17 protein-coding genes and 1 tRNA gene are annotated in these 24885 nt (G+C 42.1%); 6 read left to right on the forward strand and 12 right to left on the reverse strand.

What is annotated here, in order from left to right; genetic code table 11:
- Genes HPE56_RS10905 through HPE56_RS10925 form a run of 5 tightly spaced genes read right to left on the reverse strand, consistent with a single transcriptional unit; the run spans nt 1 to nt 7383 of the window.
- The gene (locus HPE56_RS10905; RefSeq protein ID WP_188243957.1) at nt 1-579 is read right to left on the reverse strand and encodes a c-type cytochrome; all 579 of its coding nucleotides are present in this window, start codon (nt 577-579) and stop codon (nt 1-3) included.
- A gap of 10 nt (nt 580-589) precedes the next feature.
- Nucleotides 590-1111, reverse strand: coding sequence for a DUF3341 domain-containing protein (locus HPE56_RS10910; RefSeq protein ID WP_188243795.1), 522 nt, complete (start codon nt 1109-1111; stop codon nt 590-592).
- Between the two features lie 6 nt (nt 1112-1117).
- A complete protein-coding gene (gene nrfD / locus HPE56_RS10915) occupies nt 1118-2854 on the reverse strand; it encodes an NrfD/PsrC family molybdoenzyme membrane anchor subunit (RefSeq protein WP_188243796.1) in 1737 nt (578 codons plus the stop codon).
- Nucleotides 2855-2887: 33 nt separating this feature from the next.
- Complete coding sequence (locus HPE56_RS10920; protein ID WP_188243797.1) at nt 2888-6013, reverse strand: TAT-variant-translocated molybdopterin oxidoreductase; 3126 nt, start codon at nt 6011-6013, stop codon at nt 2888-2890.
- 32 nt (nt 6014-6045) lie between these two features.
- Entirely contained in the window at nt 6046-7383 is a 1338-nt protein-coding gene (locus HPE56_RS10925; protein WP_188243798.1) for a cytochrome c3 family protein, read from the reverse strand.
- A gap of 236 nt (nt 7384-7619) precedes the next feature.
- Here HPE56_RS10925 and HPE56_RS10930 point away from each other — a divergent pair, with 236 nt between their 5' ends.
- On the forward strand, nt 7620-7988 hold the full coding sequence (locus HPE56_RS10930) for an SPOR domain-containing protein (RefSeq protein WP_188243799.1): 369 nt from the start codon (nt 7620-7622) through the stop codon (nt 7986-7988).
- 39 nt (nt 7989-8027) lie between these two features.
- Here HPE56_RS10930 and infB read toward each other — a convergent pair whose 3' ends face one another.
- The 3 genes from infB to rimP are packed head-to-tail and all read right to left on the reverse strand — an operon-like array spanning nt 8028 to nt 12612.
- Nucleotides 8028-10862, reverse strand: coding sequence for a translation initiation factor IF-2 (gene infB, locus HPE56_RS10935; RefSeq protein WP_188243800.1), 2835 nt, complete (start codon nt 10860-10862; stop codon nt 8028-8030).
- Between the two features lie 42 nt (nt 10863-10904).
- Entirely contained in the window at nt 10905-12137 is a 1233-nt protein-coding gene (nusA, locus tag HPE56_RS10940; RefSeq protein WP_109651218.1) for a transcription termination factor NusA, read from the reverse strand.
- A 13-nt stretch (nt 12138-12150) separates the two neighbouring features.
- Complete coding sequence (rimP, locus tag HPE56_RS10945; protein WP_188243801.1) at nt 12151-12612, reverse strand: ribosome assembly cofactor RimP; 462 nt, start codon at nt 12610-12612, stop codon at nt 12151-12153.
- A gap of 190 nt (nt 12613-12802) precedes the next feature.
- Between rimP and HPE56_RS10950 the strand changes: the two genes are divergently transcribed.
- Nucleotides 12803-14128, forward strand: a complete 1326-nt coding sequence (locus HPE56_RS10950) for a cation:proton antiporter domain-containing protein (protein ID WP_188243802.1) — start codon at nt 12803-12805, stop codon at nt 14126-14128.
- 138 nt (nt 14129-14266) lie between these two features.
- Here HPE56_RS10950 and HPE56_RS10955 read toward each other — a convergent pair.
- A tRNA-Gln gene (locus tag HPE56_RS10955) sits at nt 14267-14338 on the reverse strand.
- Nucleotides 14339-14548: 210 nt separating this feature from the next.
- On the opposite strand from HPE56_RS10955, the gene HPE56_RS10960 reads away from it, so the two are divergent.
- Nucleotides 14549-17881, forward strand: a complete 3333-nt coding sequence (locus HPE56_RS10960; protein WP_188243803.1) for a glycosyltransferase family 117 protein — start codon at nt 14549-14551, stop codon at nt 17879-17881.
- 143 nt (nt 17882-18024) lie between these two features.
- On the opposite strand, the gene HPE56_RS10965 is transcribed toward HPE56_RS10960, so the two are convergent.
- The 3 genes from HPE56_RS10965 to HPE56_RS10975 all read right to left on the reverse strand — a co-directional run bounded on the left by HPE56_RS10965 (nt 18025) and on the right by HPE56_RS10975 (nt 20423).
- Nucleotides 18025-18321 carry a thioredoxin family protein gene (locus HPE56_RS10965; protein WP_109651210.1) on the reverse strand — a complete coding sequence of 99 codons (297 nt, stop codon included), beginning with the start codon at nt 18319-18321 and terminating at the stop codon, nt 18025-18027.
- 92 nt (nt 18322-18413) lie between these two features.
- On the reverse strand, nt 18414-19643 hold the full coding sequence (locus HPE56_RS10970; RefSeq protein ID WP_188243804.1) for a metallophosphoesterase: 1230 nt from the start codon (nt 19641-19643) through the stop codon (nt 18414-18416).
- A 57-nt stretch (nt 19644-19700) separates the two neighbouring features.
- A complete protein-coding gene (locus HPE56_RS10975; protein ID WP_188243805.1) occupies nt 19701-20423 on the reverse strand; it encodes a copper homeostasis protein CutC in 723 nt (240 codons plus the stop codon).
- Nucleotides 20424-20464: 41 nt separating this feature from the next.
- Between HPE56_RS10975 and HPE56_RS10980 the strand changes: the two genes are divergently transcribed.
- From HPE56_RS10980 to HPE56_RS10990, 3 genes are all read left to right on the forward strand, one after another.
- Nucleotides 20465-21460: an isoaspartyl peptidase/L-asparaginase family protein gene (locus HPE56_RS10980; RefSeq protein WP_188243806.1), complete on the forward strand. Its 996-nt coding sequence runs from the start codon at nt 20465-20467 to the stop codon at nt 21458-21460.
- A 61-nt stretch (nt 21461-21521) separates the two neighbouring features.
- Nucleotides 21522-24356: a DNA polymerase I gene (gene polA / locus HPE56_RS10985; RefSeq protein ID WP_188243807.1), complete on the forward strand. Its 2835-nt coding sequence runs from the start codon at nt 21522-21524 to the stop codon at nt 24354-24356.
- A 131-nt stretch (nt 24357-24487) separates the two neighbouring features.
- A complete protein-coding gene (locus HPE56_RS10990) occupies nt 24488-24835 on the forward strand; it encodes a T9SS type A sorting domain-containing protein (protein ID WP_188243808.1) in 348 nt (115 codons plus the stop codon).
- The last annotated feature ends 50 nt before the right edge of the window (nt 24836-24885 follow it).

Raw genomic sequence — 24885 nt, forward strand, 5'->3', positions numbered from 1 at the left:
TTATAAATCTTGTTTCAATTTCATAACGTATTCGGCAACTTGCCAACGTTCTTCATGGTTCAATTGTACGGCATACGATCCCATAGAGTTTAAACCATAATATATTACGTGATACGTACTCCCCACTGTAATATCGCGGGCTGCATCCGCATAATTGGGAACGCCCAGAATTTTCTCCCTTTTCACCAATGTACCTTGTCCATCCCCTTTTGGTCCGTGACAAATAGCACAATAGATATTAAAAAGCTCTTTGCCCTTTGCCAAATTGGCCTCACTTTTCAAGGAATCCAAAGGACTGGTCTTTAACCTGGAAAGTTCCTTCCCTTCAATGGTATTCTCCAACCCATAAGGCATCCAACCTCTTGGAATTGTATTATCCGGTGGCAACATGGCTTCCGAAACACCTTTGAACAATGCAATCCTAGTGACCTCATCCTCATTGAAACCTTGGTAAGTCTCATAGCCCACTGGTTCATACATATTAGGCATATACTGATAATTAGGTCTTCTCTTATTGGAACATGAAGCCATCAACAGTACCAAACCAAATGCTATTCCTACTTTAATAAAATTGTTCATCATTTTAGGACTACTTTTCTGAAACATTAATTTCTACCGCACCGGTATCCATCAATAAGTTCTTTAATTCTTTTTCGTTGTCGTGAATGGCCAACTCCATAACAAAATGGTCGTCGGTAGTTCGTACATCAGGATTCTCAGCCTTTTTAAAAGGCCACAACTTACTTCTTAGGTAAAATGTGATTACCATTAAATGCGCTGCAAAGAAAACCGTTAACTCAAACATGATCGGAACGAATGCCGGCATGTTTTCCAAATAGCTAAAACTAGGCTTACCACCTATATCCTGGGGCCAATCCTGAATCATGATATAATTCATCATAACTATTGAAACCGCAAGACCAACACACCCATAAATAAAAGAGGTTATGGCAATTCTAGTGGGCGCCAGCCCCATGGCCTTATCCAATCCATGAACTGGAAAAGGACAATACACTTCCTCTATATGATACTTGGCGTCCTTCACCTTTTTGACGGCATGCATCAGCACGTCGTCATCATCGTAGTATGCATGTATAACTTTAGATGCCATATCTTCTTACTTGTTATTTAATTTTTTTGCCTGACTAGCCCAATCATCACGTTGTGCCCTACCTGGGAACGAACCGGTAATTGAGTCCAACAAATTATATTCCTTCTCGGTCATTCGACTAACTTGGGCGAATGTATAAATACCTATTTGGTTTAAGGTCTTCTCCATTTGAGGTCCAATACCCTTTACCTTCTTAAGATCATCTGCCTTCTCCTTGGAAGCATCGAACGTTCCTATAGAATCCAATAGACTGGAAACACTCTCTTTTGCACCAGAAGGTTTTTCCTCTACAGGTTCGGCCACCGTTTCAACCACATCTTCCCTGATTACGGTATTCGCATTAATTTGATACAAAGGCTTACCTGCCTCCCTTAGTTTTTTATATTTTTCCCCTGAGGATTTTAAAATCGTCTTCACTTCCGCCTGCGCAATTACAGGGAAGGTTCTTGAATACAAAAGGAAAAGTACAAAGAAGAACCCAATGGTACCGATAAATGTCCCTATATCTATGAACGTAGGGGAGAACATACTCCATGAAGAAGGTAAATAATCCCTGTGCAATGACGTTACAATGATCACAAAACGCTCAAACCACATTCCGATATTCACGATGATCGAAATAAAGAAAGAGAACATAATACTAGTTCGCAACTTTTTGAACCACATGAACTGTGGTGAGAACACATTACAGCTCATCATTGCCCAATAGGCCCAGGCATAAGGTCCTGTCGCCCTATTCAAGAAAGCGTACTGCTCATACTCAACCCCGGAATACCATGCCATAAACAACTCTGTAATATAAGCACAACCTACAATAGAACCTGTAATCATGATAACAATGTTCATCAATTCTATATGCTGAACAGTGATATAAGCCTCAAGACCAGAAACCTTTCTCATGATTATCAACAAGGTATTCACCATGGCAAAACCTGAGAATACCGCCCCAGCCACAAAATATGGTGGGAATATCGTGGTATGCCATCCTGGAATGACGGATGTAGCAAAGTCAAAAGATACGATGGTGTGTACAGAAAGTACCAACGGAGTGGCCAAACCAGCCAATACCAAGGAAACTTCCTCAAAACGTTGCCAATCTTTTGCACGGCCTGTCCAGCCGAAGCTCAATATGCCATATATTTTCTTTTGAAAGGGAAGCACTGCCCTATCACGAATCATTGCAAAATCGGGCAACAACCCTGTCCACCAGAAGACCAATGAAACAGATAGATACGTCGAAATCGCAAATACATCCCAAAGCAATGGAGAGTTGAAGTTCACCCACAACGAACCAAATTGGTTTGGTATCGGCAACACCCAATAAGCCAACCAAGGTCGACCCATGTGAATAATAGGAAACAGACCTGCCTGTACAACAGAAAATATGGTCATCGCCTCCGCTGAACGGTTAATGGCCATTCTCCATTTTTGCCTAAAAAGCAATAGTACGGCGGAAATCAAGGTTCCTGCGTGACCTATCCCTACCCACCAAACAAAGTTGGTAATATCCCATGCCCAGTTTACGGTTTTATTCAAACCCCAGGTACCGATACCGGTAGAAACAGTATAAATTATACAACCAATCCCCCAAAGGAATGCTACCAAAGCTATGGAAAAAACTATCCACCAATGCTTATTGGCTCTTCCTTCAACAGGAGCGGCTATATCCACTGTTACATCGTGATAGCCTTTGTCTCCAAGTACTAAGGGTCTTCGTATAGGTGCTTCGTAATGCGACGCCATAATCTTTTATAGTTACTTTGCTAAATAATATTTTTACGCTTCGTTGTTATTTCTCACTTTAACGTGATAGAATACATTTGGTTTGGTCCCAACATGCTCCAATAGATGATACATACGATCACTCTCTTTCAACTCAGCGACCTTACTTTCCTTATCATTGACATCACCAAATATAATGGCTCCATTACTACAGGCCATGGAACAGGCCGTTTGGAATTCACCATCTTTTATCACCCTACCATCCCTCTTCGCATCAAGTATGGTTTTCTGTGTTTTTTGGATACACATAGAGCATTTTTCAATAACACCCCTTGACCGAACAGTAACATCTGGATTAATGACCATTTTTCCCAAATCGTTGTTCATATGGAAATCGAACTCGTCATTGTTGTTATACAAGAACCAGTTGAACCTACGAACCTTATAAGGGCAGTTGTTGGCGCAATACCTAGTCCCCACACATCTGTTGTACGCCATTTGGTTTTGACCCTGACGACCATGTGATGTTGCGGCTACTGGACAAACAGTCTCACAAGGAGCATGGTTACAGTGTTGACACATTACAGGCTGAAAGGCCACTTGAGGATTAATTGCTGGATGTTCCAATTCACCAAAGCCTCCAAGGGAACCTTTCTCCCCAGACAACCCACTGAACTCATCCTTTTTGGTGTTATCACCCTCAAAGGAATCCTCAGAGGAATAATATCTATCTATACGCAACCAATGCATATCACGGGAACGTCGCACTTCTTCCTTCCCGACCACTGGTACGTTGTTTTCTGCACTACATGCCACAACACAAGCACCACAACCCGTACAAGCGTTCAAATCTATGGACATATTGAAGTGATGCCCTATCGAACGATCAAAACTATCCCATAAATCAACTGTTGTAGCCTCTACTTCCTGATGGTTTAAAGAAACCATAGGCACCTTGTTCCACTCGGCATGATCTTTAGTGTTAAAGATCTCCAAAGTGGTCTCTTTTATGATATCACCCCTACCCATAAGGGTATTGTGTAATTGCATACAAGCAAATTCATGCATTCCGGCAGCTTTCTCAATGGTTACCGATTGCACATTATTGAATCCTTGGTATAACGGATAGGCATTCACCCCTGTCTGCATCTCGGATTTCATTCCGACCTTACGACCATAACCCAACGCCAAACCTATTGACCCTGGGGCCTGACCGGGCTGAATCAATACGGGCACCTGATCCAAGGTCACCCCATTCACGGTTAACTTGGCATAACTACCATCCAAACCTCCGTTGGCAGCGTGCTCATTAATCAACTCCAAACGTGTTGCATCCGCTTTGGAAACGGTAACATAGTTATCCCAAGATACTCTGGAAATCGGATCCGGAAACTCCTGTAACCATGGGTTTCCAGCCTGTTGTCCATCACCCATACCAACCTTCGAATACAATGTAAGCTCAAGACCTCCACCACTAACGGCATTTGACAGCTTTTTCACAGCAGAGGAAACATCCATACCAGAAGTATCCCCACCATCAAGACCTACCGCTGAAGCCACGGCCTCAACAATTTCCCCAACAGCATTGGAACCTGTCGATACATAAACACCATCATGCAAGGCATTATTCCAATCGTTTTCAGCCAATACATCCGTACTCCAAGTTTCCTTTATATAATCATAATAGCTTTTATCGCTATCCATCCACTTCAATAGAGCCGATTGAAACTGTCTTGTATCAAAAAGCTCTTTTATCGTAGGCTGGATTAAACTGAAATGCCCTTTTTTAATCTCTGTATCGCCCCATGATTCCAAATAATGGTTAGCAGCAGCGGCATAATCCGTCAATTCCGTAGTCTCATTCCAGTTGCCTGAAAAGGTAACGGAAAGATCAACCTTGCCAAGTCCCTCTTCAAAATCAACAGCATTAGGCAACGTATACATTGGATTGACACCATCCATGATCAAGGCACCAACACGACCAGCCTTCATATCCACCACTAGGGCATTCAGATCCTTAACACTACCCTGTCGGACATATTTGGGAGCTTTGGCATCGAAAGCCCTACTTCCCAACATCTCGTTAATAGCCAAAACAACGGCCTGGGCATCTACATCCTGCAAACCAGTAACTACAACGGCGGCACTTTTATTCTTATTGATCTCACCAACAACCCCATCAATGGCCTGTTCTGCATATTCAGGAATTTCACCACCAACGGAAGACCCATTTAATTTGGCATACAGTTTGGCAAGTGCTATTTTTTGTTGCATTGGTGTTAATGGCACTCGTTTATCCGCATTGGCGCCGGACAAGGACATATTAGCCTCGAACTGTACATGCTTTGACATTTTCCCGTTTTTGGGAACACGCCCTCTAGAATAACCACTATCATATCCGCCCCCTTGCCAATCCGCAAGGAAGTCAGCCCCAAAAGAGACTATTACCTCCGCTTTTTCAAAATCATAATCCGCCAATGCCCTATCGCCATAACGCGCTTCAAAAGCGGTTAACGCAGCATCCTCGGAAATTGCATCGTAAACCACGTGGTTTACCGCTCCATACATTTCCTTGAATTCAGCTATAAGTTTGGCAGTCGACGGACTTGCATAAGTCTGCGTCAACAAAGCAATCTGTTTTCCAGATGCTTTCAAAGTATTCAACTTGGCCTTCACCTCTGTATCAAGAGCAGTCCATTCAACCGGCTCACCAGCCTTCATGGGACCCTGCAGACGCGTACTATCATATAAGGACAATACAGAACCTTGAACACGGGCATTTGCACCCCCATTCACTTTGGCATCGGTATTATTCTCGATTTTTATCGGCCTACCCTCCCTCGTCTTAACCAGGACACTAGCAAAGTCGAACCCGTTGGCTATAGTGGTTGCATAATAATTTGCAACACCAGGAATTATGCGTTCTGGCTGAACAACGTAAGGAATTGATTTTCTTACCGGTCCCTCACACGCCGCCAATGATGCCGCAGCGGTACTAAAACCAACATATTTTAGAAAATCCCTTCTGTTCGTATTTGTTGAAGACAAATTCTCTTTGTTTCCCAAAAATTCATCAACTGGAATTTCCTCAACAAATTCATTTTGTCTTAGCGCCTCAACAATGGAATCGTTTGGATTTAACTCCGCTTCGTTTTTCCAATATTTTTTGTTTGATGCCATACGATCTATCTGTAATTAGCTACTTTATTTTATTAATAATGACATTTTCCACATTCCAAACCACCCATCTGGGCAGCGGTAAGCTCTTCAACCCCATATTTCTTGGAAAGCTCTTCATGGATTTTTGCATAGTACTCGTTATCCTCAACCTTGACATTGGTTTCCCTATGACAATTGATACACCATCCCATAGTAAGTGGAGCAAACTGTGACATGATTTCCATTTCCTCAACAGGACCGTGACAAGTCTGACATTCAATTCCCGCAACAGAAACATGCTGGGAGTGGTTGAAGTAAACCAAATCAGGAAGATTATGGATCCTCACCCATTCCACTGGCTTACTTTCCCCGGTGTAACTTTGATTATCCTCATCCCAACCAACGGCCTTATACAATTTTTTAATCTCACCTGTATAGAACTCATTCGTATACCCATTGGCCAAGTCCTCTTGTGAAGGACCCTCAGGGTTACCTTTATACTCATAAATGGATTTATGACAATTCATACACACATTCAAGGAAGGAATACCTGAAGTTTTGGAAACCCTAGCCGATGAATGGCAGTACTTACAATCTATCTTATTATCACCCGCATGCACTTTATGCGAATAATGTATCTCCTGAATTGGCTCATACCCTTGGTCAACGCCCACTTGCATCATCCATCCATATACAAAATACGCACCCGACAACAACAAAAAGACCACAGTGACCAAAACCAAGAATTGATTCTGGGCGAATGCTTTCCATAAAGGCAAGCCCCTCTCCGATTTGGCTTTCTCCAAATCAAGACCATTGGCCACCGCTATTCGCTTTAAGGTTCCTTGCACCAAGACCAACATCATCACCAAAAGACCCAGTATAATAACCAGAGCTCCTAAAATCATCTCGTTGGATATTCCTGAAGAAGAACCACTCCCACCCCCTTCGGCTACAGCAGCACTCGCAACAACCGGTTCCGGTGGCGGCGCAGCGGTATATGCCAAGATATTATCAATATCGTCATTCGACAAGGTAGGAAAAGGAGTCATTGGAGCTTGATTATACTCACTGAACACCTTATTGGCATAATCATCCCCAGATTTAATCACTCCAGGACTATTTTTAACCCAAGCATAAATCCATTCCCGATCCAAACCTTCATCGGCATTAAGACGGGATTCCACATTAGCCAAGGCCGGCCCTGTCATCTTCCTGTTCAACGCATGACAAGCAGCACAATTCTGATTAAAGAGTGCCTTTCCTTTTGCAGGGTCACCAGAAGCAACAGCCCCATCCTGTGCAAAAATAGAAACGGAAAAAAGCAGAAAAACTACTAGACTAACACCTAAAACCCTGGAAAATTGATTGCGGTATGTTACCTTTTTCATATATAGAATATTTCAATCGAAATTTTTGGCACGGTTATTACTACATCAAAAGATAAACACATTTAAAAAAACCGTACCTGCATTGACGGCAAAAATAAGGATTAGACTTTATCTGCAAAATGTTAATGTATTGATAATACTAATTTATAATTATTCTAAATAAGATGGAAAAGCTTTCAATAATCATTAAAAATTTACTTTTGTGCAAAACGAACATACCTTATAAACATATCGTAATGAAGTCACTGTTAATTATCGGGATTATCACTTTCTCCACCACAATAGGCCTTGCACAGCAGGGACAGGTAAACATTCAACAGGATAACCGCATAGAGGACCTACTGGATATTTACAAATCCTCCAATGAAAATCACGACTATTATAGAATACAAGTAGGTTTTGGCTCTTTTGCCAAGGCCCAAGGCATCAAAAAGAGTGTGGAGGTTGATTTTCCCAATCTATTTTCGAAGATCGATTTTGACTCCCCTACGTATCGCGTAAGGGTTGGCCGCTTCAAAACAAAACTTGAAGCCGAGCGCAAATTCATTGAGGTTCGGGAAAAATACCCAGATGCCATGCTTTTAAAACCAAAAAAATCGACTTGAAAAAGCCGATTTTTTTTTAACCTATTTATAGAGTAACCACTATCTTGATTTCAATTTCTTTTTAACTGCCACCTCTTGGAAAGCTTCAACGATATCGAGTTCCCTAATATCATTGTAATTCTTAACCTGCAATCCGCAATCATACCCTTTGGCGACTTCCTTAACATCGTCCTTGAATCGTTTTAACGATGACAATTCACCCGTATAGACAACAACTCCATCCCGAATCAATCGAATATTGGAATTCCTGAATATTTTTCCATTGGTAACCATACAACCTGCGATGGTTCCGATTTTGGATATTTTAAAGGTTTCCCTGATTTCAGCCGTACCCGTAATCTCTTCCTTCATTTCTGGAGACAGCATACCTTCCATGGCATCCTTAAGGTCATTAATGGCATCATAGATTATGGAATACATTCGAATATCGATTTCCTCTTTTTCAGCCAACATCCTGGCATTACCCATTGGCCTGACGTTAAATCCTATGATAACCGCATCGGAAGCAGAAGCCAAGAGCACATCGGACTCTGTAATCGGCCCAACACCTTTATGTATGATATTGACTTGTATTTCCTCGGTGGATAATTTTTGGAAAGAATCGGTCAATGCCTCAACAGAGCCATCCACATCACCCTTAAGGATAATATTCAATTCCTTGAAATCACCCAAGGCAATACGTCTTCCAATTTCATCCAAGGTAATATGCCTTTGTGTCCTAACGGATTGTTCACGTTGCAATTGGGACCTTCGGGTCGCAATTTGCTTCGCTTCACGTTCATCCTCAAGTACATTGAATTTATCACCTGCCTGAGGTGCACCATCCAATCCAAGTATGGATATAGGTCGTGAAGGCCCTACCTCACTAATCTCTTTTCCTCTTTCATCATGCATGGCCTTCACTTTACCACTACATGTACCTGCCAAAACGTAGTCCCCTATTTTCAAGGTACCCGCTTGAACCAATATTGTTGAAACATATCCTTTTCCTTTATCAAGGAAAGCTTCCACTACCGTACCCGAAGCTAATTTGTCCGGATTGGCTTTCAATTCCAACAGTTCCGCTTCAAGAAGTACTTTTTCCAATAACTCCTTCACCCCGTCACCTGTTTTTGCCGAAATATCATGGGACTGTATTTTACCTCCCCAATCTTCAACCAACAAGTTCATTTGGGCAAGACCTTCCTTGATCTTATCCGGATTGGCCGTTGGCCTATCTATTTTGTTTATTGCAAATACGATTGGCACCCCTGCGGCCTGTGCATGACTAATAGCCTCCTTCGTCTGCGGCATTATATCATCATCAGCAGCGACCACAATAATGGCGATATCGGTTACTTGGGCACCACGTGCACGCATTGCCGTAAAGGCTTCGTGACCAGGAGTATCCAAGAAAGTAATTCTTTGTCCGCTTGAAAGTTTCACCCCATAAGCACCAATATGCTGGGTAATACCACCACTTTCACCGGCGATCACATTCTCTTGTCGAATATAATCCAATAAGGATGTTTTACCGTGATCCACATGTCCCATTACGGTTACGATAGGCGCCCTAGGTTTTAAATCCTCTGGAGCATCGACTTCCTCTACAATACTTTCCTCTATATCGGCAGTAATGAACTCAACCTCATAGCCAAACTCATCGGCTACAATGGACAATGTTTCGGCATCCAACCTTTGGTTCATGGTCACCATGATTCCCAAAGACATACAGGCGGATATCACCTGGGTCGTGTTAACATTCATCATGGTAGCAACTTCACTCGCTGTAACAAACTCGGTTACTTTAAGTATTTTGCTTTCCAATTCTTGTTGTTCAAGATCTTTTTCGGTCTGTTGACGGTGATGATCTCTTTTATCCCTACGGTATTTTGCACCTTTTCCTTTCTTGGATTTACCTTGTAGTTTTTCCAAGGTTTCCCGTACTTGTTTTTGTACATCCTCCTCAGTAGGCTCAACCTTGTTTACAGTTGCAAAACGTTTTCCGCCTTTTCTGTTACCGGGCGCCCCAGTTCTTTGTGCCGGACCTCTATTTGGTCCACTACCAGGACTACTGACAATTCTTTTTCTTCTTTTCTTCCTATCGGCATTATCGCCGGAAGCCTTAGGTTCTTCTTTCTTCTTTTTGGGCCTATTGAACTTACTAAGGTCAATCTTGTCACCCATTATCTTAGGACCACTAAGCTTTTGATATTGGGTTTTTATTTTTTCTTCTTTGGGGGACTCCTCAGTCGGTGCCGTGTTTTCCTTGGCCTTTTCTTCCTTAGCAACTGGTGCTTCGGCCTTTTCAACCTTTTCAACAGGTTTCGAAACAACCTCTTCCTTTACATCCTCCTTCTTAACCTCAACTTTTTCGACCGCTACTTCCTTGACTTCCTCTTTCTTAACGGCTACTTCCTTGACTTCCTCCTTCTTAACCTCTTCTGGCTTGACTTCTTCTTTCTTAACAACCTCTTGCTTTACTTCCTCTTTCTTCTCCGCTACAACAGGTTGTGATTTTTTCTTGGGATTCAGGTCGATCTTACCAACAGTCTTAGGACCTGGAAGCTCTACTTTGGCCTTGATTATCCGCTCAGAAGCTTGATTTCTTTTTTCACGGGCCAGCCTACGCTCTTCCTGCTCCTGCTCAAGTTGCAATCTTATGGCTTCCTTTTCTTTGCGCTTTTCCTCACCAACTTCCTTAGAAGCAACCTTCTTGCTCATATCGGTTTGAAACTCATCCAATAGCACTTGGTGTACCGCTTCGGATATTTTTGTGGTGGGTCTCGCATCTACCTCATGCCCCTTCGACTTTAGGAAATCTACTGCCCTGTCCAAAGAGATATTGAGCTCCCTTAAGACCTTATTAAGTCTGATTGTTGCATTGTCTGCCATAAATATTACTTCCTTATTCTAAAAACTGCCGCTAATATATAGCTAATCTTCTAATTCTTCCTTAAGTATACGCACAACTTCAGAAATCGTTTCCTCTTCCAAGTCTGTTCTTTTCACTAGATCATCAACATCTTGCTCCAATACACTTCTTGCCGTATCCATTCCTATTTTCTTGAATTCCTCTATAATCCAAGCATCGATTTCATCCGAGAATTCAGTCAATTCAACATCTTCCTCAACTCCTTCACGGAATACATCTATCTCATAACCCGTAAGTTTTCCGGCAAGTCTAATGTTATGACCTCCCCTACCTATGGCTTTAGAAACCTCCTCCGGCCTTAAATATACTTGGGCCGTCATTTTCTCGTCGTTTAGCTTCACTGAAGAAACCCGAGCAGGACTCAAAGCCCTGGTCACCAATAATTGAGGATTGTTCGTCCAATTGATAACGTCTATATTCTCATTACCCAATTCCCTGACAATACCATGTATACGAGACCCCTTCATACCCACACAGGCACCAACAGGATCAATACGATCGTCATAGGAATCAACAGCCACCTTAGCTTTCTCCCCAGGAATACGCACTGCTTTCTTGATGGTAATCAAACCATCGAAAACCTCAGGTATTTCCTGAAAGAAAAGTTGCTCCAAGAAACGGGGTGAACTTCTCGACATAATGATTGTCGGTTTATTACCTTTCAGTTCAACACTTTCGATGACACCACGAACATTATCCCCTTTTCTAAAGAAATCAGAAGGTATCTGACGATCTTTAGGTAAGATAATCTCGTTACCCTCATCATCCAACAAGATTATAGCCTTATGCCTAATATGATGCACTTCAGCAGTATAGATCTCACCTTCCAAATCTTTAAACTGTTTGTAAATGGTCGTATTGTCATGCTCATGGATCTTCGAGATAAGATTTTGGCGCAAGGCTAAAATCGCCCTTCTACCCAAATCGATCAATTTTACCTCTTCCGACACATCCTCTCCGACCTCAAAATCTGGTTCTATCTTACGAGCCTCCGACAAAGAAATCTCCTCATTGGGTTCCTCGACCTCTCCATCCTCAACCACGATACGGTTTCTCCATATCTCCAAATCCCCTTTGTCAGGATTTATAATAATATCAAAATTATCATCAGAACCAAATTTCTTTTTAAGCGCATTCCTAAAAACATCTTCCAAAATCGCCATTAGCGTAACCCTATCTATGAATTTATCGTCTTTAAATTCCGAAAAAGATTCAATCAGCGCAATATTTTCCATTTGTATACTACTATTAATATTTTAAAATAACTTTTGCTTCCTTAATTTCAGAAAATAAAATTTCCTTTTTTTTCTGAACCGTGGTTTTCCCTTTTCCTATGGGTTTGGGTTCCCGTGCCTTCCATTCCAGTACAATGCCTTCCGCATTGGCCCCGGTAAGACTGCCTTCATACAGATCATCTTGGGTCTGTACCTTTATTTTTCTACCAATATTCTTTTTAAACTGTCGAGGACACACCATTGGGGACGCGGCTCCTGCCGAAGTCACAGTCAAAGAAAAATCCTCTTCATCACGATCTAGGTTGTGCTCTATGGCCCGGCTAACTTTTATACAATCCTGTACACTCACACCATTATCACCATCCAAAACAACATGGATACTATTGTCGGCACCCATTGAAAAATCGATTAAAAAGAGTGATTCGTCCTGGTCTAGGGCGTCATCCAAAAGTGTTTTGACTTTATCCTTCAACATAATTTTCAGTAACAAAAGAGGGGACAAATTGTCCCCTCATGAATACCTTAATATCCTTTCAGTGATGCAAATATACAACATTTTTATATCCACAACAAGCTTATTTCAATGATGTGCAGATATATTAACACTCCTGCCAAAAGTGATATTTAAATACTATTTTTAGTTTTTATTCAAAAGATCTTATTTTATGGAAATTTTTTCTTCATATAACATAATAATCGAAGCTTCGATCATTGTAATCCTCTCTTTCTGGTTCAATAGCCTTTCGAAAAAGACCAACATACCGTCCGTACTAATGCTTATCGCTTTAGGCATTATCCTGCAATACGCCATGGGGTATTTCATGCCCGACAAACCCGAGTTCGACGGCGCCCTCGAAATTTTGGGCATTGTAGGGTTGATCATGATCGTTCTTGAGGCCGCCTTGGAACTTGAACTCAAGAAGAACAAAATCATACCCATCATCAAAGCAATGGGTATCGCACTCTTAGGCCTATTGGGGTCTGCCTGGGTTGCCGCCATTATCCTGCACCAATTTATACCGGAAATGAGCATGCAGTCGGCATGGCTATACGCCACTCCCCTTTCAATCTTATCAAGCGCCATAATCATCCCCAGTGTAAACGGACTTAGTGAAACCAAAAAGGAATTCCATATTTACGAAAGCACTTTTTCAGACATTATGGGAATCATGATGTTCTATTTTCTTATTGGGGGATTAAACCCTGCGGAAGACACCGGGTTTTCCGGTTTTTCAATCAATCTACTGATTACCATTGTCATTGCACTGGTCGCCAGTTATGCCATTATCCTGATTTTCCAGAGAATCAAAAGTCAGGCAAAACTCTTTTTGTTGATCGCCGTACTCTTATTGTTATACGCCATAGGAAAGAAATTCCACCTTTCCTCCTTGATCATTATCCTGATTTTCGGTTTGGTCATCGCCAATGTCAAACTATTCTTCCCTGGGCGATTGTCTACATATTTAAAAAAAGGGAAGGTAAGCCAAATGTACCACGAACTCCATATCATTACCTTGGAAACCGCCTTTATCGTACGTACCTTTTTCTTTGTGATATTCGGACTCACCATTGCCATTTCCTCCCTTTTTAGCCTAAGTGTCGCTTTGGTCAGTGTTTTGATCATCGTTTCTATTTACCTGATACGATTCGTAATACTCCGAACTTTCTTTGGCAGCGACATAATGCCCCAATTATTCATAGCACCCCGGGGATTGATCACCGTTCTATTATTTTATGCCATACCCAAAGAGGCCCAGGTTGCCAATTTTGAATCCGGTATTTTACTATTTGTGATTATAGCGACAAGCTTGATCATGACATGGGCACTGATCAAAGATGGCAAAAAACCAGGTGTTCTGCTGGATGAAGAACTAATGGACAGTACACAGGAAACAACCCCATCGCCGAATTTGGAAGTCACCAGCACCGAATCCAAGGAAGACACCCCTTTGAAAAAGGCTATTGACGATTCGGATATCACCGAAGAATAAATGGGTACTTTCAAAAAAAGACAGATAATTTCCACAAACACAACATTTGATCTTACCCAATAAACTTCCCACCCCAGCTTTTCCCTAAAATGAAAAAATCCCGATATCATTGGACATCGGGATTATACATGAAATTTGTTGGCCTACTAGGACTCGAACCTAGAACGACTGGACCAAAACCAGCTGTGTTGCCAATTACACCATAGGCCATTACCTCATCTAAAGTCATATTCCCAAAACAAACAAGAATAATTTCAGCTTTAGAGCGTGCAAATTTAAAACAAAGTTTGGTTTGAGCAAACATTTTTAATACAATCGCCCAAAAAAACCAAAACTAGCCCTGTTAAAGGTTTATCAAAATTGTATGAGGATGTCTATATTAATTACTAAATTCGCCCCCAAGGTAAAACCAAAAATTGCATGTTTTCTAAGAATTTCGAAAAATGGGACACCATACTCGGATGGGTAGTCTTCTTTATAGCCCTAATCACATATAGCATCACCGTAGAGCCCACCAGCAGCTTTTGGGATGCAGGGGAATATATCGCAACCTCAGCCAAATTACAGGTCGGTCACCCTCCGGGAGCCCCCTTATTACAAATGCTCGGCGCCTTTTTCGCCATGTTTGCCCTGGACCCCGATCAAATTGCCCGTATGGTCAATTACGTTTCCGGGGTGAGTAGCTCCTTTACTATTCTTTTCATGTTCTGGACCATTACAAACCTTACCCGAAAACTAATCGGTCAAAAGGAAGTATTGACCGATAGCAAATCGATAGCCGTTTTAGGGAGTGGACTGGTTGGTGCCTTGGCATTCACCTATTCCGATAGTTTTTGGTTTAACGCCGTAGAAACCGAAGTATATGCAAGTGCAAGTTTTGTAATGGCATTACTACTTTGGCTAGGTCTAAAATGGACGGACAATTTGGATACCCCTCGCGGCAATCGCTGGCTTATCCTTATTTCATTTGTCGTGGGACTGACCTTCGGAATACAGTTTATGGGCTTTTTGGCCATACCGTCAGTAGGACTCCTTTATTATTTCAAAAAATATAAAACCACTACCGTAAAAAACTTCCTTTTGGCCAATATTTCGGTGGTTGCCGTTTTAATGTTGGTATATAAGTTTTCATTGACCTATGTACTTAAACTTTTTGGATGGGCCGAGGTCTATTTTGTCAACACCATAGGGTTGCCATTTAATTCAGGCTCCCTGATTATGGGACTCCTATTTATAGCCACATTCTATTTCGGATTAATGTATACCCGGAAAAACAATTATCGGGACGCCAACACCATTGTATTGTGCATCATGTTCCTGTTCTTTGGTTTTTCCACCTGGTTACTCTTACCTATCAGGGCGAATGCCAATGTGGTGATCAACGAAAACAACCCATCAGACGCTAGATCACTGTTGGCTTACTACAATAGGGAACAATACCCTGGCGTGGACAGTCCCGTTTACGGGGCATATTACTCCGATATTTTCGCTCCTGCGGGAAAGGAAATGGATGACAAACCCAAATATGAAAAAGACCTTGAAAAAGGAAAATATGTTATCGTAAACCATTACAAGAATGCATTACAGGACTCCAATGAAAAGCACAAGGGAATCTTACCCCGCATGTGGAGCGGCCAACATGCAGAGAACTATATGCGGTATTTTGGTCCCTTGGATTTCAAAATGAAAAAACCGAACGATGAACTTCGTGAGGCCGTACAGCAAGTAAAAACCGGATATGCCAATGGGGAGATAGATGCCGAACAATATATAAGTTTCCTAAAACGGTTCGATGAATATCTCGAAGTGCAACCCCCATCAGTTTGGGACAATGTAAAATACATGTTCGAATTCCAATTCGGCTACATGTACTGGCGCTATTTTATGTGGAATTTTGTCGGAAAGAACAACGATGTCCAAGGTCGCTACGACGAAAACGGCAAATGGCTATCGGGTATTCCCATCATCGATAGTGTCTTTCACGGAAGCCAGGAGAACCTGCCCAGTGACATCAAAAACAATAAAGCCCGGAATACCTATTTCTTTTTACCCCTGATCCTTGGTATTATCGGAATCCTCTTTCAAGTATCGAGAAACCCCAAACAATTTTGGGTCCTGTTTATTTTCTTTTTATTTACGGGAATCGCCATACAATTTTACACGAACCCCTACATATTCCAACCGCGGGAAAGGGATTATTCCCTTGTGGGCTCTTTCTATGTCTTCGCCTTGTGGATTGGTCTCGGGGTCTACGGATTGTTCGATGAATTTAAAAAATGGCTCTCACCAAAGATATTGGCACCAGCGGTGACCCTTATATGCTTATTGGCAGTACCTACCGTAATGGCCGTACAGAATTGGGACGACCATGATCGATCGAATCGTTTTACAGCGGAATCCTCGGCAAAGGCCTATTTGGATTCGTGCCAAAAGGATGCAGGTGCCATCTTATTCACCATTGGGGATAACGACACCTTTCCACTCTGGTTTGCCCAAGAGATCGAAAATTACAGGACTGATGTACGGATTGTCTGTACAAGTCTTTTCGAGACCGACTGGTATGTAGACCAAATGAAACGAAAAGCCTACTCAAGTGACCCTATACCTTCCCAAATAACCCACGAGAAGTATAGATGGGGCTCACGGGATGTTTTGTATTTCCAAAATGTTGACCCCCTATTCAATCGTGAAGTATCCAAAAGCCGATGGAACATAAAGGATTTTATCGACTGGATCGACAGTGACAAACCCCAGACCAAATTCAAGTTTTTCTTGGAAAAACAGGATATTGATGTAGATGAATACCCTGAGAACACCCAAAACCTGGTGTACTACCCCACCCAGAAAATCCGAATTCCCGTCAACAAAAAGAATGTACTTGAGAGCGGTTTGGTAAAAGCAAAGGACTCTGCACAAATTGTAGACTATATCGACATCAACCTACCTAGTGCCATTACCAAGAAAAGCATGATGATGTTGGACATTGTCGCCAACAACGATTGGAAAAGACCCTTGTATTTCTCTGGTGGAAGCTTCGATGATGCTGAATTCATTTGGATGAAAGACTATCTTCAATTGGATGGAATGGCGTATAAATTGGTCCCTATAAAAACCGAACGAAGCAATTCGTTTGATATGGGTAGGATTGACACTGAACTTATGTACGATATCGTCACCAAATGGTATTGGGGTAATTCAGGTGACCCTAGAATCTACCATGACCCACAAACCAGGGTCCAAGGTATTTCGTATCGCAGCAACCTTGCCCGTTTAATGGAGCAATTGATCAAAGAAAACAAAATTGACAAGGCCAAGAACATCATTGATTTGGCCATGGAGAAAATACCCGTGGAATACTTTGGCTACTACCACTTTGTTTTACCCTTCATAGATGGTTATTACAAAGTCGGGGAAACCAGCAAGGCCCATGAAATATACTCCTCGCTAAAGAAAATATACCAAGAACGATTGGAATATTACGAAGGGACTCCCTTGGATCAGCAGTACAAGAAAATCGATGACATCATCTCTGACATGGAATCCTATCGAAGGTTGATCGATGTACTTATCGAGAACAATGACCGTGAAATGGCAGAAAAGGAAACTATGATATTCAATGAATACATCGATAAATTCAGTCATTTCTATCAGGATGAAATCCCAGAGGAACCATTGATCAACGAAGGCAATCCTGACGTATCGGACACCATTGCCATTGACACTATGAGCACTATTGAATCTGTCGAAGAATAATTGGGATTCCAGAACCAAACAACCTATTGGCAACTGCTATTTGGTCAAAATTAAAAATCACACAAGTGACCCTTCAATTTTGACCAAATACCATGTCAATTGAATACCTTACCCACAGGCCAGATTACCAGTAAAAAAAAAGATTAGACGTATTCGTTTAGAATACCGATTAGGGTATTGGCATCCTGTTCGCCACTTTGGCGCCAGACCATTTCCCCTTTTTTATAAATCATCAAGGTAGGCAACCCCTTTACACGAAGTGCCTGGGAAAGTTCCTTGTTTTTATCCACATCGATTTTTATGACCTTCCCCTTATCACCAAGGGCGGCCGCCACATCCCTAAGTACGGGATGCATTGCGGTTGATTGTTCGTTCCACTCAGCATAGAAATCCAACAATACTGGTACATGTAAATCTATCAGTTCACCAAACTTAGACATATAGAGTTGTTTCGGTTACAAATCAAATGTAAGAAAAAATGTTAAAAAACCAGTTTTTGCCGCTATTTTGTGCTCCTAGTTGGCCGTTAAAATCATGTTAACGCCTTTTTTCTTAAGGTAATCACCGTAATTTCAGGCCAAATTCCAACCCTGCCTGGATAACCCAAATACCCAAATCCGCGATTGACATTGATATACTGCCCCATTTCCTTATAGATGCCCGCCCAATACTTATAACGCCATTTAATAGGGCTCCATTTGACCCAACCCGGTATTTCAATCCCAAACTGCATACCATGGGTATGACCACTCAAAGTAAGATGGTAATGATAGTCATCATCAATAACGACATCTTCCCAATGCGACGGGTCATGGCTCATTAAAATCTTAAAGTCATCTTTTGAAATGGTTTCAGTAGCTTTTGAAAGATCACCGGCTTTTTTAAATCCGCCCCTACCCCAATTCTCAACACCTACCAAAGCAATCTTATCGTCTCCTTTCTTCAAATACCGGCTTTCATTCAACAAAAGATCAAAACCGATTTCGCGCTGTATAACTTTAAGGTCCTCGAGATTCTTACTTTTCAATTCCGGGGTGTCCCAATCTACATAATCGCCGTAATCATGGTTCCCCAAAATAGAGAACTTACCTTCCTTTGCCTCCAATCGCGCAAAGGTCTCTTTCCAAGGAATCATCTCCTCGGCCATATTATTCACCAAATCACCTGTAAACAAAATAACATCACTTTTTTGTTTATTAATAAGGTCTATGGCATATTCTATTTTTTTTCGATTGTCAAAACTACCACTATGTATATCGGAAATCTGTGTAATCTGATAGCCATCGAAAGCATCGGGAAGATCGTCAAATTCCAATTGGTATTTCAACACTTGAAAATTATACTTGCCCCGATACATACCGTAAAGCAATGCCCCAAATGGCAAGGCGGCTATTCCCATGGCAATCATACTCAAAAACCTTCTGCGTTCCGGAAAAGTAAATTCCTTATTGCCCCCAAAAAACTTATTGTAGGTGCCACTCAAAAAACGAAAGAGGTCTTCCGAAAAAAGAAATATCACCGTAATGACATTAAATGTAAGGATGGTCAACAAAAACCCAAAGGCATAACTCTTGGGCCGGCTCAAAACCCTTCCCGCATCATCACCCCAAGCAAATTGATAGATGAAATTCAACAATACGACCAAAGAAATACCAATATAGGTAAAATAGACCCATGGGTATCTAGTAACCGCCCTAAGAGCCTGTAAGGCATAGAAACCAAGTGCAGTATAGAGGGCTACAAAAATTATCCAACGTAACATAATCCTATTTTTAGCAAAGTTATTTCATCTAAGGATGCCATGAACACCATTTACGGTTTATTTAACTTCTTTCAATACGTTCCGAATCGCTTCCACATTGGAAACAAAGACACCTTGATCCTGTAAAAAAGAGGCTGAATTCATAGAAACCTTCGGATCAACCTTCAATCGAGGCACAAAGGATGTTCCTGATAAATGAACCACCTTAAATCCACTATCCTTGAATTTATGAACATTACCCGCATTTACCCCTCCGCCCGGCATTACCACACATGAGGTAGCTATATCATTTAGGCGGGACAATAACGCTATCCCTTCCAAGGCGGACTTTTCCTGACCGGAAGACAGAATGTAATCGATACCCAAACCTTCCAATTGTTTCATGGTCTGTAATGGATCCAAGACCCAATCAAAGGCACGATGAAAGGTGAATTTCAAACCTTTCGACAATTCGACCAATTCTTTGGTACGCTCCACATTCAACCTAAAATCGGTATGTAAAACCCCCGATACGATTCCGTCGAAACCCATTTCAACACAAAGGGCTATATCTTGCTTCATACTATTGAACTCACCATCGGTATAACTGAAGTCACCACTACGAGGGCGAATAAGCACATGCACGGGAATACCGATATTTTCCTTAACGCTTTTCAACAATCCAAAGGAAGGTGTGATTCCACCAACCGCCAACTCGGAACACAACTCGATCCTATCCGCTCCTGCTTTTTCAGCATTCATCGCAGATTCCAACGAATTGGCACAAACTTCTACTAACATATTCTTATATTTAACTCCCTAAAATTAAGTAACACATATAGATGAAACGAAGAAAGTTCCTGAAAAATTCAAGTACGATTACCGCCGGATTGGTTTCCGCCCCGCTATTGGCTTCATGCCAAGACATCAAAAAGATTGAAACTAAGACAAATGACATCCCTACCGAAATAAAACCTATAGCTATTTGCACATGGAATTTTGAAAACGCCACAGCAAAAGCATGGGAGGTATTGAAGGTCGGAGGAAGCGCCTTGGATGCCGTTGAGCAGGGAGTCATGATTGAGGAAGCTGATGAAAATAACCAAACCGTAGGTATTGGGGGACGGCCTGACCGTAACGGAAATGTGACCTTGGATTCCTGTATCATGGACAAGGATGGAAACTGCGGCGCAGTATTGTGCATGCAGAATATCGCACACCCGGTTTCCGTCGCCAGAAAGGTCATGGAAGACACACCCCATGTAATGTTGGCTGGCAAAGGAGCTGAACAATTCGCTTATGAAAAGGGTTTTGAAAAAGTAAACCTACTTACCGAAAAATCAAAACAGGAATGGTTGGAGTGGAAAAAGACATCGCAATACAAGCCCATCATCAACATTGAAAACCACGATACCATCGGTATGTTGGCCATTGACAGGAACGGCGACATCTCAGGAGCCTGTACCACAAGTGGCATGGCTTACAAATACGCTGGCCGTGTTGGGGATTCGCCCATAATCGGGGCAGGACTCTTTGTCGACAATGAGGTCGGTGGCGCCACTGCGACCGGTGTTGGCGAGGAGGTCGTACGCACCGTGGGAAGCTTTTTGATCGTAGAATTGATGCGTCAAGGAAAATCGCCCCAGGAAGCTTGTGAGGAAGGCGTAAAACGGATCATTGCCAAAAACAAGGACAATACCGATTTTCAAATTGGCTTTATTGCCATCAACAAAAAGGGGGAAACCGGTAGTTTCTGTATACAACCTGGGTTTACCTATCGGCAATATTCGGAAGCCGGACATATCAACCATCCTTCCGATTCATTCATTAAATCTTAAAAAATAAATAGGTACGAAAAGAAACTTCGTATTTTTAACTTCGCACAACTAATTATCTAAAATGGCCGAACAAAAACGACTTTTTTTATTGGATGCCTTCGCTTTGATATTTCGCGGGTACTATGCACTTATAAAAAACCCAAGAATAAATTCCAAAGGCATGGACACTTCTGCCATTATGGGGTTCACGAATTCCCTTTTTGATGTCATCAGACGTGAAAAACCGGACCATTTGGCCGTTTGTTTTGACAAAGGAGGCAGTGCCGAACGCACCGAAATGTTCCCTGAGTACAAAGCAAACCGTTTGGAAACCCCCGATGCCATAAAAATCGCAGTCCCATACATCCAAGAAATCTTGAAGGCCATGCACATTCCCGTAGTGGTCCAAGAGGGCTGGGAAGCCGATGATATTATCGGCACATTGGCCAAACAGGCCGAAAAAGAGGAATACAAGGTTTTTATGGTTACCCCGGATAAGGATTTTGGCCAATTGGTTTCAGAGAATATTTTTATGTACCGCCCAGCACGTATGGGTAACGGCATCGAGATTTGGGGCATCCCCGAAATACAGAAACGTTTTGGGGTTGAACGCCCCGAACAAGTGATCGATTATCTGGGTATGATGGGTGATGCCAGTGATAACATCCCAGGCCTTCCTGGCGTTGGGGACAAGACTGCCAAAAAATTCATCAATGAATTTGGTTCTTTGGAAGGACTTCTTGCCAATACCGACAAGCTCAAAGGCAAAATGAAAGAGAAGGTCGAGGAAAATGGTGAACTCGGCATACTTTCAAAAAAACTGGCCACGATTTGCACTACTGTCGATGTGCAATTCGATGCCAAGGATTATGAAATGTCCGAACCGGACAATGAAAAGGTTCAAAAAATATTTGACGAGCTCGAATTTAGGCGGCTCAAAGATCAATTCGCAAAAATATTCGCTCCCGACGCTCCCCAAGCAAACGAAACCAAAACTGGTTCATCTTCCCCAAAAAAAGCAGCATCCGAAGCCGGTATCGGACAGTTTTCCCTATTTGGAAACGACGGCAATGCCCCTGCGACCACCTCGGAAACCTCAGGCAGAAAAACAATTAAGGATGTTTCGCATGTCTACCAGAGTGTCACAAGTCCTATGGCCATGAAACTCTTTATGCAGAACCTGATGAAACAACCATCGGTGTGCTTTGATACGGAAACCACAGGATTGAACCCGTTAACAGCCGAATTGGTAGGGATCGCATTTTCTTGGGAAGCAGGAAAAGGATTTTATATTCCTTTCCCGGACAGCAGGGATGAGGCCCAAGAACAAATTGAGCAATTAAGACCTTTTTTCGAGGCGGAAGACATTGAGAAAATCGGACAAAACCTGAAGTACGACATCAAGGTATTGCACAAATACAATATTCAGGTCAAAGGCAAATGTTTTGACACGATGTTGGCCCACTACCTAATCAATCCCGATATGCGCCACAATATGGACATACTCTCGGAAACCTATTTGAATTACACCCCGGTTTCGATAACCGAGCTCATTGGCAAAAAAGGCAAAAACCAATTAAGCATGCGTGATGTGCCTTTGGAAAAACAAACCGAATATGCCGTTGAGGATGCCGACATCACCTTTCAACTTGCACAACATTTTAGGCCCGAGTTGGCCGATGCCAAGACCGAAGAGCTATTCAATACTATTGAAATACCGCTTTTGCACGTTCTGGCGGACATGGAACTGGAAGGTATCACCCTGGATAAGGAATTCTTACACTCCCTTTCCGAGGATCTCGACAACGATATCCTGAATCTTCAAGAAAAAATATACAAGGAGGCCGATCAGGAATTCAACATCGCATCACCCAAACAATTGGGCGAAATACTCTTTGATAAATTGAAGTTGGTCGACAAGCCCAAAAAAACCAAAACCGGACAATATTCCACCGCTGAGGATGTACTTTCGTACTTGGCCAAGGACCATGGGATTGTTCAAAATGTATTGGATTATCGCGGACTCTCAAAATTAAAGAGCACTTATATCGATGCCTTGCCAGAGCAGATTGAACCTTCAACCGGGAGGGTACACACCGATTACATGCAAACCGTAGCGGCCACGGGACGTTTGAGCAGCAACAACCCGAACCTACAGAACATCCCCATACGAACGGAACGTGGGCGTCAAGTACGCAAAGCCTTTGTTCCAAGGGATGAAAATTACATCCTGTTGGCAGCGGATTATTCCCAGATCGAATTGCGGATTATTGCCGCCTTAAGCAACGAGACAACCATGATTGAGGCTTTTAAGAACGGTGAGGACATTCACGCCTCCACGGCTTCCAAAGTCTTCAATGTTCCGTTGGCCGAAGTAACCCGAGAACAACGTAGCAATGCCAAAACCGTGAATTTCGGGATCATCTATGGAGTATCGGCATTTGGACTAAGCAACCAAACCGATCTTTCCCGTTCTGAAGCCAAGGAATTGATAGAAACCTATTACAAAACCTATCCCAAATTACGGAGCTTTATAAGTGAACAGATCGATTTTGCCCGCGATAATGGTTACGTACAGACCGTTTTGGGCAGACGCAGGTATTTAAAGGACATCAATGGCAGTAATGCCATTGTCCGAGGAGCCGCAGAACGGAATGCCGTAAACGCCCCGATTCAAGGGAGTGCCGCGGATATCATTAAAATCGCGATGATCAACATCCACAGAAAACTTGAAGAAGGCAATTACAAATCCAAAATGCTTTTACAGGTACATGATGAATTGGTTTTTGATGTATACAAACCCGAATTGGAAGCGTTACAGACCATGATCAAATCGGAAATGGAAAATGCCTATAAACTTGCTGTTCCCTTGGATGTTGACTTGGGCATTGGGCAAAATTGGCTCGAGGCGCATTGATGAACCCAATGAAAGAAAACACCCCAAAATCCAACGCTTTCATTTTTAACCTTTTATTAGCAGAACAATAACACTAAACATTCCATATTCCACGTTATTGACAAAGAGGTAATCCAAAATACCGAAGGAAGATGGGAAGGATGGTATTGATTTGTATGGTCGTTTTAATGTGCTCCTATGCCGGGCAAGCGCAAGACAACACCCTTTCGGGAAACCAAGCTTCCCAAAACGAAACAGTTCAAAAAATAAAGGTATTTCCCAACCCGGCAACCAATGTGATCAATATTCTTGGGTTAAAAAACAGCGTTAGGGCCGATATTGTTATTTCTGACATCTACGGAAACACCCTTTTAAAGTATCAGTGGCAAATAAAGACCAATGCCTTGAACATTCCCGTTGCATCATTAAATGCAGGTATCTATATGGTAACCATTATTTCCCAAGAGCAAAAAGTACAGACAAAATTTTATAAGAAATAAAAAGCCCTGACTGATAATCGGGACTCTTTTTCATCTTCAAATATCCTACT

This window comes from Maribacter aquimaris, assembly GCF_014596745.1.
Lineage (GTDB): Bacteria > Bacteroidota > Bacteroidia > Flavobacteriales > Flavobacteriaceae > Maribacter_A > Maribacter_A aquimaris.